The organism is bacterium (genome assembly GCA_040757115.1).
Lineage (GTDB): Bacteria > UBA9089 > CG2-30-40-21 > CG2-30-40-21 > SBAY01 > JBFLXS01.
On record JBFLYA010000008.1, the window covers coordinates 23,744 to 36,642 of the forward strand.

Below are 12,899 nucleotides of genomic sequence, written 5' to 3' on the forward strand. Positions count from 1 at the left end.
CCTAATTTATAATGGCAATCTTTCCTATTGCCTTTTCACCGCTACCCTCAATGACATAAATATAAACGCCACTGGCTAAAGTCTGTCCGTGATTATTTGTTCCATTCCAGAAGACATAACCACTTGTGGCTAAATACTCCTTTTCATAAACTAATTCTCCAGTAATTTTATATATTCTTATTTTTACCGCATCTGCTAATCCGTCAAAGGTAATTTTATCATGACCTTTAGATGGCTTGAACGGATTGGGATATACCCTGACATTACTTAAAGAAACCGCAGGAGATGATGGTAACGCCACGATAAATGTTGATAAAGTTGTAATGGTTGCCTGGATTATATTTTCATCCAGACGGACAATCTGATTTTCCGGCGGAAGCATCTCCCAATAATTATTATTTAAACGATAAATTTTAAGTTGCATCTCCTCATCTGATGAGAATCCTGCCTCTGGATAGGTGATAAAAATAGTTAAGGTTGCGGTAGGCATCACTTCTTCATTATTTGAATTTATGGCTAAAAGTTGCCATGCAGAACTAATTGATTTTTTGATTTTAGGAGTTGCCTGATTAAAATTAGTCACTGGTAAGATAGGAAATATGGTAAGGGTAAAAGTAGTGGTCCCGTCAAAGGCGTTTGCCGACACATCTACTTGTATTTTTTCAGTCCCTGTGCCATAACTTACCGCCGAAGGTAGAGTAAAATACCTACTTACTACCCTTATTCCATCTGTTGTTGACCAGCTTCCGTAAATATCCGCTCCATTTTTCGCCCTTACTCGGTAATAATAAATACTTCCATATTGTCTTGCGGTGATATAATAATAAGTTTGGATAATATTATCAGAAATAGTGCCCCACTCTCCGGAATCTTTTCTTTCTTGAAGTTCGTAGCCGGCAATCCCTGATTCTGTATCCGTAGCAAAAGACCAACTAACTAAATAATTTCCCGTAGAGGTAACATCAAGGTCAATACTCACATATCCCTCTGTAATTGTTCCAATAGCAGAAGGAGGAGTCTCATCTTGAATCACTGTGGCAGTTGCTTGAACCGTTGTTGTTGCCAGAGAATAATAAATCCCATCGTAGCTAAAGGCAGTGTAATAATATATTTGACCATTAATGATATTTTTTGTATCCACCGTAGAAGTGCCTTGACCTTGATAAATTTGGTCTCCATCTTCTGAATTTTGCGGGAAATAATAAAGATTCCTGATTATCTTGACTTCCTTAAAATCCTCATCTGCTGGGTTAATCCAATTTAATACAATTTTTTTAAACTCACCTTTTGCGGTGAAACTGCCAACGAGTCCTGGCAGAGTTGTATCTGTCGCCACTGCCTCGCTAAATACTGGCGATGAATAATTTGCCCCACCATCTGAGGTAAAAGCAGTATAATAACAGGTCGTTCCTGGTGTAAGTAAGGTTTCGGTATAATTGGTCAATGTCCCGCGGTAAATTTGTGTTCCTTCTTTCGGCGTAGTCGCATAGGTACCTGTATTTTTTCTAATAATAACTTCTGTAACCCGATTATCAACAGGGAATATCCAGTTTAAAGTCATCTGACGATTATTCCCCGGGGTAGCAGTAAAATTACTTACCTCAGTTAAAGTCGCCTCTGGATAACCTACGACATAAGTAGATAAACTACCTATTCTTACCGTAACTAAATTTTCATTGGGAATAACTGTTTGTGTCCCCGCCACCATCTGCCATAAGCCATCAACATATCGATAAATCCGATAATCAGACTCTGTGCCTGCATTTATTGGAGAATATGAGAAGATAACCAATAAAGATTTGGTAGGTTGAACCTCTATCAGCGTCCCAGAATTAAACGCTAAAAGCTCATAACACTGACTTAAAAATTGACTCATCAGAGGTGTCGAGGAAGCAAAATTAGCCGGTGGCAAAACCTGACTAATCGTAAAAGTAACAGACCCAATAAAGGCATCTGCCGCAACATCAATTGTTATCTGACCATAATTAATACTGCTGGTTGCGGGAATCTCTACAGCCTTATTTACTATCCTTATCCCATCTGATGTCGAAGAATAGGAACTCCATAATTCCGCTTCATTTTTGGCAGAAACTCGATAATAATAGACATTACCAACAATTTTACCCGTGACACCATAACTAAGTTGAGAAGTATAGCCAATTGTGCCCCAGGTTCCACCTGTCCCTATTCTTTCCTGAACCGCATATTGAATTATATCAGAATCATCATCTTGAGCCGTAGTCCAATAAATTGTATATGAGCCAATCGTATTAATATCTTTATCAGGAAAATCTTCGGTTACCGTCCCCGGAGGAGATGGTGGAGAAATATCTCTCTGTGGCGTAGCACTCGCACAACTAAAACTACCTGCACAATCAAATGCAGTATAATAATAAGTAACCTCATTGAATAGCTTGTCATCAATAAAAGTCGTTGCCGTCCCACTATAGACAGGAATTCCCTCGCTTATTGTTCCCGGATAACCATTTGTATCCCGGACAAGTGTTATCACATCCAAATCATTATTTATCCAGGTCAATACTATCTTTTGATGCTTAGGGGTAGCAGTAAGGCTACCAATATCCGCTTTTGCCAATGTTGTGAAAAATAATGTGAGTAGCAAACAAACTATTGTTCTCTTCATCATATTTTTAATAATACCATAAGACTTTATAAAAGTCAACACAAAGTTTTACCTGAACTGGATATATTTTTCTTTTCTCCTTCAGGGACATAGACTTGTTAGTGCTTATATATTTTACTTTTTCAAAAGTGATGTTTTGTCATCATCTAAAAATTTTGTGTGATAAGGGGTTAGAAATTATTTAAAAAAAAATTAAAAAAAATAGTTGACAACTCTATATCTTGTATTATAAACTATCTGCAATTCAATATATAGATATGAAAAAGACAGGGAAAGAGAACCAATGAGAAAGTGGGAAAGGGAGAAAGTGAGAAAGAGGGGAACTAATTTTCTCACCTACTCACTTTCTCCCCTTTCCACTTTCCCGGCTGTGCCTGTTGTTTCACTTCAGATGGTTAAATAGTTACTTTCTTTCTAATTATGGAGAGGGAAGTAGGATGAAATGTCCATTTTGCAATCAATTAGAGGATAAAGTTGTTGACTCAAGAGAAGTAGGGGAAGGCACAATTATCCGCCGAAGAAGAGAATGCTTAAATTGTGGCAAAAGATTCACTACTTATGAGCAACTACGCGAGAAGATACCTTTTATGGTGATAAAAAGAGATGGACGAGAAGAACCATTTGACCGCGAAAAGATAATTGCCGGCATTATGAAGGCATGTGAAAAAACCTCAATAGATACTGAAACAGCGGAAAGTATAATTGATGAAATTGAAAGTATTCTCAAGGATAAAGAGGAGAAAGTGATTAAGAGTCAAGAGTTAGGTGAGTTAATAATGGAGAGACTTCATTCCTTAGATGAGGTTGCATATTTAAGGTTTGCCTCTGTTTATAAACAGTTTAAGGATGCCGGGTCATTTACAGAGGAGATAAAAGAAAGTTTTGGTGGAGAAAAAAGGTAAATTATGTCTTTAGTCGTTTCTGTTCGAGTACCAGATGGAATTATTTTAGCCGCAGATAGTTTAATGACATTTCATACTCAGGCAGTTCCAAAAGAGGAGTTTGTCAAATGTCCTAAATGTGAAGCGAAAATACCACATTCTCTTGTTTCACCACCCCCACCAGTTTTGTCGCCAGGCTCATCAAATACGCAGAAATTATTCTGTATAAAGAAAAGAAATGTGGGAATAGCCGTATTTGGTATACCTTTTTTAAGCGGCAGAACGATAGAAAGCCACTTAAGAGATGTGGAGAAAAGAGTCTTTGAAAATGAAACAGTTGAGCGTGTAGCGGTAAAAGTAGAAGAATATTTCAAAGCAGAGTTGAATAAAGAGGTAGGTAATTTAGAAAACATCCCGGAGCGACAATTCCCATTGGGTTTCCAGGTTGCCGGGTATGATGAACAAGACCCATACATAGGCAAAACATTCTCTGTTGAAATAGGTAGAACTTCAAGAATAGAACCTTTACATACTAAAGGTTACGGATGCTCAATAAGTGGTGACCAGCGAGTAATTTTAAAACTATGGAAAGAAGACCCCAATATACCTTTACCAATGCCACCATTTCAACTTCTACCTTTACAGGATGCGATTGATTATGCCTTATTTCTCATTGAGACAACAATTGAATTTCAGAGATTTACACCAATGACTCCTACCTGCGGAGGAAATATTGATGTGGCAGTGATTACTCACCAGACAGGATTTCAATGGATTAAAAGAAAGGAATTAATAATAAAAGAACATTAGTAGGTGTAGGAGGGGAGGGGGATATTTTTTAAAGCCTGTAGCCATTTAATGGCTACAGGCTTTTTTGTAACCGTTTAGCCTTGCCCATCAGACTGGACAATATTAACTCAAAACTTTAAACTAATAGGTTCATTGAGATTTATTGCGACTGATGGAGAAGCCTTTTTGGTCTTAAGTTGTAGTTTTGAGCTTTGCGTTTTGAGATTTGAGTTATAAGGACATATGTCAGTTAAAATTGCAAAAGAAAGCGTTTGACTTTTTTCAGGATAGGTGTTATAATAACAATTAATGCCAAGATGGAGTAAGAATTAAATGGAGATAACAAATCCACATGATAGTTTCTTCAAAGAGATATTTTCAAAGAAAGAGAATGCATCTGATTTTATCAATAGCATTTTACCGGATGTTCTTAAGAAAAACCTTGATTTATCAACTTTGGAATTGGATAACAACTCTTATGTTAATGAGGAGTTACAAGAGAATTTTTCAGACATAGTTTATAATTGTGTTTACAAAAATAAGCATAAGATAAAGATTTCGCTTTTATTTGAACATAAAAGCAAGGTAGTTAAATACCCACATTTACAACTTTTGAAGTATATGTTGAGGATATGGGAGACAAATATCAAACAGAAGGAGGGTTTAATTCCCGTAGTTTCCCTTATTTTTTATCATGGTAAAAACAGATGGGTATTAAAGGATTTATCAGCTTATTTTAAAGGGATAGACGAGGTATTAATTCGTTATATTCCTGGGTTTAATTATTTATTGACAGATTTATCGAATTATAGTGATGAAGATTTAAGGGAGAGGGTGTTTTTTAATGTTAGTTTAAGGGTTGCCTTTTTAGTGATGAAGAATATATACGATGAGAGAAGATTGCGAGAACATATAGAGGATTTTCTACAGATAGGTCGGATGTATTACGAGGAGGAGAAAGGTTTAAAGTTTTTAGAGGCAGTGATAAGATATATTTACAACAGCACAGAGATTAAACCAGAGGAAGTGCTCGAAACAGTTAAGAAGATTTCAGAAAAGGGGGGTGAAATCACAATGACTACAGCCATGAGATTAAGGAAAGAAGGATTGCAAGAAGGATTGCAACAAGGATTGCAACGATTAATAGAGGTAGCTAAATCGATGTATAAAAAAGGGTTTAAGTTAGAGATGATTGCTGAAATAACCGGGCTTTCAGAAGAGGAAATAAAGAAGGTTGTAAGACTAGAGAATGAGAGATGAAAGATTGATATACTGAAAATCAATTGAATTTCAAGAATTTAAAATTACCTACCTGTCCTGCGGAGGCAGGCAAGGATGTTAAGAATTTATAGAAAAATGCCCCTGCCTGTGCTACGGCAGACAGGCAGGAGAGTCTGTTGACACTTGAAAACCAATTTTGGTTAGGTATAATAATCGCAAATGGCAATAGTATGTCTAAAGTTATTATAGTAAAATTATATTACAATGTCAAAGGAAATGTCAACCATTCAACCATTGTAAAAAATATTAAGAAATACCGAGCAAAGCGCTGTATCTCTCAAGACAAGCTGTCAAAACTTGCCAATATTACTTTGCACACAATCACTAAAATTGAATCAGGGACTACGCCAGATCCAAGAATTGAAACCGTCAAAAAAATAGCAGACGCTTTAGGCGTTAGCATTGATGATTTAATGAGAAACTAAATATGACACAATATAAACCTTCAGAAGAATACATTACAACAGGAGAACAAAAAGGGCTTATTCTCCGAGAAGGTAGCAAAGTTGAATATCAAACCACCGGCAAAAGTTATAATTTTTCTGACCCAGAAGAAAAGGTCAGAGCGTCCTTTTATGTTGAACTTATACAAAAATATAAATATCCGGAAAAACGATTAGATACCGAAGTTGTTGTCCCTCGCAGAAAACCATCTGATTCAGCCGATATTGTTGTTTATGAAGATGACGAACAGAAAAAACCTTATATCGTAGTTGAGTGTAAAAAAGATGATATTTCTCAATCCGAAATAAAGCAGGCAGTTGAACAAGCTTTTGGCAATGCTAATTCTCTCAGGGCAAAATATGCGATTGTTGTTGCTGGCAATGTTCGCATCGCTTTTGATGTTGCTGGTTTTAACCCGCAAGAACGGGACAAAAATATTATTTCTGACATTCCTGTCCGCTACGGGAAAATTACAAAATATAAATACAAAAAGGGCGATGAAACATGGGATTTACAGCCAGCCGATTTAAAAGCGCTTTAAGATAAATTTCAGCAGTGCCAGGATATTTTATGGGAAGGCGGAAAAGGAAACCCAGCAGAAGCGTTTGATGAAATGAGCAAGTTAATGTTTTGCAAAATTCAGGATGAGCGATTTGTTACCGAGATTGATGAGTATTATAAATTTCAGATTGGGACACACGAAAGCAGGAGAACTATTGGGGTCAGACCGTGAATGTTGAATGTAAAAGGAACTGCTTTCTACATTCAAGGTCTGACCCTAATCCCTCTCCTACGGAACTGATTGATTTGTCTATCTATTCCTACCGATATTATGTTCCTAACGGAACGATTATTCTCATACCTTATTTATGGGTATTATCCTCTGTAAACTTCCAGTTAATAATCGCTCTACTGTCACTTTAGTGCTTTAACTAAGAATTGACCAGTATAGGAATTTTTATTCTTAAGTATTTCCTCAGGTGTGCCGATAGCGACTATCTCTCCCCCGGCATCTCCACCTTCAGGACCTAAATCGATGATATAGTCCGCTGATTTAATTACATCTAAGTTATGTTCAATCACCACAATCGTATTTCCTGCTTCCCGAAGTCGCATTAGAACATCTAATAATTTGTGAATATCGGCAAAATGTAAACCAGTTGTTGGTTCGTCTAAAAGATAAAGTGTTCTCCCGGTTGCCCGTTTACTTAATTCTGCAGATAATTTTATTCGCTGTGCCTCTCCACCAGAAAGGGTCGTGGCTGATTGCCCGAGTTTGATATAACCCAGTCCTACATCGGAGAGGGTCTCTAACTTTCGTTTAATTACGGGAATATTGGCAAAAAAGTTTAATGCTTCATCTACGGTCATATCAAGGACATCCGCAATATTTTTGCCTTTATATTTTATCTCAAGGGTTTCGCGATTATATCTTTTCCCTTTACATACCTCACACGGGATATAGACATCTGGTAAAAAGTGCATCTCAATTTTAATAATTCCATCTCCCTGACAGGCTTCACATCGTCCACCTCTGACATTAAAACTGAATCGACCAGGTTTATAACCCCGTATCTTAGATTCCTGGAATAAAGAGAAGAAGGCTCGAATATGTGTAAATGTCCCGGTGTAGGTAACTGGATTAGACCGTGGGGTGCGGCCAATTGGGGACTGGTCAATATTAATTACCTTATCTAAATATTTTAATCCAACAATTTCTTTGTGTTTGCCTGGTTTAATATGGCTTCGAGAGAAATATTGCATCAGGGCGGGATATAAAATTTCGCTAATAAGTGTGCTTTTACCAGAACCTGAAACCCCGGTGATACAGGTAAAAAGCCCGATTGGGATTTTGACATTGATATTTTTAAGATTATGTTCTGAGGCTTCTTTGACTTCAATAAATTTTGCTTTCGATTTAACTCGATGTTTGGGGATAGGAATCTTCAATTCACCTTTTAAATATTTACCGGTTAAAGAGGCTTTATCATTAATAATTTGTTGGGGAGTGCCTTGAGCAATAATAAATCCTCCATTTTCTCCTGCCCCGGGACCTAAATCAATGACATAATCAGCCGTTCTAATCGTTGCCTCATCATGCTCAACCACAATCAATGTATTTCCTAAATCTCGCAGACAACATAAGGTATTTAAAAGTCTCTTATTATCCCGTTGATGTAATCCAATACTTGGTTCATCTAAGATATAAAGCACGCCCATCAAGCCAGAACCAATCTGAGTGGCTAATTGAATTCGCTGAGCCTCTCCGCCAGCTAAAGTTCCAGCAGAACGGTCTATGGTTAGATAGTCTAATCCGACATTGATTAAAAACTCCAGTCTTCTTTTTATCTCCTTAAAGATTTGGTGGGCAATAAGTGTTTCTTTTTTATTTAACTTTAGATTTTGGAAAAACTCATAAGCCTTTTTAATAGATAATTTAGTCACATCACCAATTGACATATTTTGAATAGTTACGGCTAAACTTTCCTTTTTTAATCTGCTGCCTTCACAGACCGGGCAGGGTTGCTTGGTCATAAATTCTGAGATTTCTTCACGGGATAATTCGGAATCGGTTTCTTTAAATCGTCGTTCTAAATTTGGGATGATTCCTTCATATCCTCCCCAATACCGGAAAGTGCCAAATCGAGTGCGATAATATTCTCCTTGTGTGCCATAGAGCAAGATATGTTGATGTTCTTTTTTCAGTTCTTTAAATGGGACATCCAATCTAAACCCATATTGTCTTGCAATTCGTTCTAATGTTTGTTGTAGTCTTTCCCATGGGATTCCCCAGGGTCTAATCGCTCCATCATAAACACTTAATTCTTTATTTGGGACAACTAAGTCAGGGTCTATTTCTAACTTAACCCCTAATCCTTTACAAGTAGGGCAGGCACCATAAGGGCTATTAAAGGAAAACATTCGGGGTGAAAGTTCCTCATAGCTGATACCACAATCTATACAGGCTAATTCGGATGAAAAGATTAAATCCTCTTTTTCATCGATATTAATAAAAACTATCCCTTTTGATAATTTAAATGCCGTTTCGATTGAATCGGCTAATCTACTCCGTTCGGTTTTAAGGATAAGTCTATCCACAACGACTTCAATATTATGTTTTTTATTTTTATCGAGTTTAATCTCTTCTTCAAGGTCATAAATCTTTTTATCAACACGGACCCGGATAAAACCTTCTTTTCGGATATTTGTAAATATTTCCTGGTATTCTCCTTTTCTGCCTCGAACTAATGGGGTAAGTATCTGGATTTTTGTTTTATCCTTAAGTTTCAATATCTGGTCAACGATTTCATCTACGGTTTGCTGAGTTAAAGGTTTTTTGCATTTATAGCAGTGGGGTTTACCAATCCTGGCAAATAAAAGGCGGAGGTAGTCATATATTTCCGTGACAGTGCCTACGGTAGAGCGGGGGTTTTTACTTGCGGTTCGTTGTTCGATGGCAATAGCCGGGGATAGTCCTTCGATGTAGTCAACATCGGGTTTTTCCATCTGTCCTAAAAACTGACGGGCATAGGCAGACAATGACTCCACATATCGTCTTTGTCCTTCGGCGTAGATTGTGTCAAAGGCTAATGAGGATTTACCGGAACCTGACAAACCAGTAATCACAACCAATTTATTTCGCGGTATCTGGACATCAATATTTTTTAAGTTATGTTCTCTGGCACCTTTAATAAAGATTGTATCTTTTGGAAGCACTTTTTCACCTTACAAAAATTGTAACCGTTCAGGTAGTCCTTTACCGCAGAGACGCAGAGGAACAGAGAAGACATAGAAATAAATTATATGTAACTATTCAGCCACAGATGGACACAGATGAAACACTGAAAATTCGTGAATCGTGTCCGTTTTCCGTGTCCGTAATTAGGCTGAAGGTTTTTCCACCTATTGTCCTCTGCCTTCTGCCCTCTGCCTTTTGTCCTCTACTATTTATCCGTGCTAATCAGTGGCTGAATAGTTACCCTTAAGATAAGTACTGATGAATAGATAAAGCGGCTTTTTTACCCGCACCCATAGCGGAGATGACCGTTGCCGCACCGGTAACAATATCTCCGCCGGCATACACACCTTCTAAAGATGTTTTTAAATCTTCGTTCACCACGATATTCCCTCTTTTATTTAATTCTAACCCTGGCGTCGCATGTAAAAGTAGTGGATTAGGTCCCTGACCTAAAGCCGGAATGACCGTATCCATTTCTAATGTGAATTCAGAACCAGGAATAGGAATAGGTTTTCTACGGCCACTTTCATCTGGTTGACCTAATTCCATTTTAAGACATTCTATTGCTGTAACCCAACCACGCTCATTGCCCAGTATTTTTGTTGGATTGGTGAGTAGTTTAAAGATAATTCCTTCTTCTTCTGCGTGATGGATTTCTTCGGCTCGGGCAGGCATTTCTTCAAAACTTCTTCGATAGACGATATATACATCTTCTGCCCCAAGTCTTTTTGCGCATCTTGCCGAATCCATTGCTACATTTCCCGCTCCGACCACCGCGACTTTTTTACCAACTTTTATGGGCGTATCATATTCAGGGAATTTATACGCCTTCATCAAATTGGTTCGGGTTAAAAACTCATTTGCTGAATACACACCATTCAAATTTTCGCCCGGGATGCCTAAAAAATAGGGTAAGCCTGCTCCGGTGCCAATAAAAAAAGCCTTAAATCCATTATTTTTTAATTCGTTAATCGTCGTAGTTGAGCCCACGACTACATTTACCTCAATTTGGACACCAAGTTTTTTAATATAATCTACTTCTTTATCCACGATTGTCTTTGGTAGTCTAAACTCCGGGATACCATAGCGAAGAACACCACCAGTATCATGAAGACTTTCAAATATGGTTACTTCATAGCCTAATTTTGCTAAATCACCCGCACAGGTAAGTCCTGCTGGTCCCGCCCCAATGACTGCAACCTTCTTACCATTTGGAGTAATCTTCGGAATAGTAATTTCCTGTTCGCAATCAGCCGCAAATCTCTCCAGTCTGCCAATTGCCACAGGTTCTCCTTTTTTCCCCAGAACGCACAGAATTTCGCATTGAGTTTCTTGAGGACATACCCGTCCACAGATTGCGGGCAGATTATTTTTCTCTTTAATCTTATTAATAGCCGAGGTAAAATCACCATTGGCTATAAAATCAACAAAAGCCGGAATATCTACCCCTACCGGGCATCCTTCGATGCATTTTGGCTTTTTACATTTCAAACATCTGTTTGCCTCTTCAATAGCCGCAGTCGGTGGATAACCCAAAGCGACTTCATTAAAATTTTTTATTCGTTCTTTTGGGTCTTGCGTTGGCATTGGTTGTCTTATTTTTGACATCTAATAATCTCCTTTTTTCCTGAAAATAGGAAGTAGAGAGTAGAGGGTAGAGAGTAGAAAGTAAAGAAAATACCACTCCTCACGCTTATCTCCCCATCTCCCACCTTCTATCTCCTATCTACTATTTTCATCCTCATTTGTGAACCAACGGTTCATGACCGTTTCCCCTGAAAATATCCGCAGATTTCGCAGAGGACACAGATTTTTAATTTTTTGTCTCCCCGCTGACGGGATTAAGGGGTTAGGGGATTCTTTTATTCCCGAATCCCGAGCCCCGAGCCCCGAGTCCCGAGCCCCTTAATTTTCATCCCCCTTTGTGCCCACTTCCTGTGGGCATGAGCGTTTCTCCTGGATTAAAAACCTTAATATTCTCAGATCCAGCAAGTTGATTAAGGTCTAATCATTATCCGCACTTACATTTAGATGTATATCTTTCTAATGCAATTTTTTCCTCCTCTACAAACCTTACCTGTCTTTGCATTAACTCATCAAAATCAACTAAATGCCCATCAAATGTAGGTCCATCTACGCAGGCAAATTTTGTTTTCCCACCAACAGTTACCCTGCACGAACCACACATCCCCGTGCCATCAACCATAATCGTATTTAAACTAACTAATGTCGGAACATCAAATTTTTTAGTTACCGCACAACTTGCCTTCATCATCGGCAAGGGGCCAATGGCAATGACTAAATCTGGCTTTTCCTGTGTTTCCAATAATCTCTCTAAAACCTTAGTAACAAAGCCCTGTTCACCATACGAACCATCATCGGTGCAGATATAAAGTTGATTACTGATGGCATTCATTTCTTGCTCTAAAATAACTAAATCTTTAGTGCGAGCACCAATAATGGAGGTAATTTCAGCTCCAGATTTGTTTAATGCCTTTGCTTTAGGATAGATAGGTGCCGCACCTACACCCCCAGCCACACAAAATATCCTTTTGTCTGAACCAGTTACTTCGATATGTTTCCCGAGAGGACCTACAAAATCCTGGAGATAATCCCCTGTCTTTAGTTTGCCCAATTGTCTGGTTGTCTTCCCTACCTCCTGAAAAATAATACTTACCGTTCCCTTTTGTGCATCGTAATCATAAATAGTTAGTGGTATCCGTTCACCAGCCTTATTGATTCTCAAGATGATGAATTGACCCGGTTGGCAAGACCTTGCTATTTTGGGCGCATCAATAACAAATAATTTTATCTCTTTTGCTAATTCTTTGGTAAATAATATCTTATACATTTTTCCTCCATCCCTTGTTTCCTTTTTAAAATTAGTATTCATTCGTGAAATTCGGGTGGTGTCTTAATCTAGTGCTCTGTCGCTACTCAATTGATGTCCCCCCTTGGCCTAATCATTACCCACATCTTTTAGTGGACAGATTTGATAGAAATTCCAAATTCCAAGCACCAAATTCCAAATAAATTCCAAATTCCAAGCACCAAATCCCAAACACCAAATTCCAAAGTTTATATTACAACGATGGAAATTCATTTAGACTTTTCAATAATT

General features: G+C 37.9%; 9 protein-coding genes. 5 read left to right on the forward strand and 4 right to left on the reverse strand.

The annotated features are described in order from the left end of the window. Position 1: 1 nt before the first annotated feature. Positions 2-2,683 carry a gliding motility-associated C-terminal domain-containing protein gene (locus AB1422_01290; GenBank protein MEW6617980.1) on the reverse strand — a complete coding sequence of 894 codons (2,682 nt, stop codon included), beginning with the start codon at positions 2,681-2,683 and terminating at the stop codon, positions 2-4. A gap of 398 nt (positions 2,684-3,081) precedes the next feature. On the opposite strand from AB1422_01290, the gene nrdR reads away from it, so the two are divergent. The 5 genes from nrdR to AB1422_01315 all read left to right on the forward strand — a co-directional run bounded on the left by nrdR (position 3,082) and on the right by AB1422_01315 (position 6,580). After that, complete coding sequence (nrdR, locus tag AB1422_01295; GenBank protein ID MEW6617981.1) at positions 3,082-3,546, forward strand: transcriptional regulator NrdR; 465 nt, start codon at positions 3,082-3,084, stop codon at positions 3,544-3,546. A 3-nt stretch (positions 3,547-3,549) separates the two neighbouring features. Continuing rightward, positions 3,550-4,335, forward strand: coding sequence for a hypothetical protein (locus tag AB1422_01300; protein MEW6617982.1), 786 nt, complete (start codon positions 3,550-3,552; stop codon positions 4,333-4,335). A 312-nt stretch (positions 4,336-4,647) separates the two neighbouring features. Beyond that, complete coding sequence (locus AB1422_01305; GenBank protein MEW6617983.1) at positions 4,648-5,574, forward strand: Rpn family recombination-promoting nuclease/putative transposase; 927 nt, start codon at positions 4,648-4,650, stop codon at positions 5,572-5,574. Positions 5,575-5,711: 137 nt separating this feature from the next. After that, on the forward strand, positions 5,712-6,020 hold the full coding sequence (locus AB1422_01310; GenBank protein MEW6617984.1) for a helix-turn-helix transcriptional regulator: 309 nt from the start codon (positions 5,712-5,714) through the stop codon (positions 6,018-6,020). Positions 6,021-6,022: 2 nt separating this feature from the next. Continuing rightward, positions 6,023-6,580, forward strand: coding sequence for a type I restriction enzyme HsdR N-terminal domain-containing protein (locus tag AB1422_01315; protein MEW6617985.1), 558 nt, complete (start codon positions 6,023-6,025; stop codon positions 6,578-6,580). A 374-nt stretch (positions 6,581-6,954) separates the two neighbouring features. Here AB1422_01315 and uvrA read toward each other — a convergent pair whose 3' ends face one another. From uvrA to AB1422_01330, 3 genes are all read right to left on the reverse strand, one after another. After that, the gene (gene uvrA / locus AB1422_01320) at positions 6,955-9,756 is read right to left on the reverse strand and encodes an excinuclease ABC subunit UvrA (GenBank protein ID MEW6617986.1); all 2,802 of its coding nucleotides are present in this window, start codon (positions 9,754-9,756) and stop codon (positions 6,955-6,957) included. A 265-nt stretch (positions 9,757-10,021) separates the two neighbouring features. Continuing rightward, positions 10,022-11,386 (reverse strand): NADPH-dependent glutamate synthase, encoded by a 1,365-nt coding sequence (gene gltA / locus AB1422_01325; GenBank protein MEW6617987.1) that lies wholly within the window; start codon positions 11,384-11,386, stop codon positions 10,022-10,024. A gap of 403 nt (positions 11,387-11,789) precedes the next feature. After that, a complete protein-coding gene (locus AB1422_01330; protein MEW6617988.1) occupies positions 11,790-12,629 on the reverse strand; it encodes a sulfide/dihydroorotate dehydrogenase-like FAD/NAD-binding protein in 840 nt (279 codons plus the stop codon). Positions 12,630-12,899: the final 270 nt, after the last annotated feature.

Excerpts from the sequence above, each read along its gene's own strand:
- nrdR (MEW6617981.1), top strand. The coding sequence starts at position 3,082 with ATGAAATGTCCATTTTGCAATCAATTAGAGGATAAAGTTGTTGACTCA.
- AB1422_01300 (MEW6617982.1), top strand. The coding sequence starts at position 3,550 with ATGTCTTTAGTCGTTTCTGTTCGAGTACCAGATGGAATTATTTTAGCC.
- AB1422_01305 (MEW6617983.1), top strand. The coding sequence starts at position 4,648 with ATGGAGATAACAAATCCACATGATAGTTTCTTCAAAGAGATATTTTCA.
- AB1422_01315 (MEW6617985.1), top strand. The coding sequence starts at position 6,023 with ATGACACAATATAAACCTTCAGAAGAATACATTACAACAGGAGAACAA.
- gltA (MEW6617987.1), bottom strand. The coding sequence starts at position 11,386 with ATGTCAAAAATAAGACAACCAATGCCAACGCAAGACCCAAAAGAACGA.
- AB1422_01330 (MEW6617988.1), bottom strand. The coding sequence starts at position 12,629 with ATGTATAAGATATTATTTACCAAAGAATTAGCAAAAGAGATAAAATTA.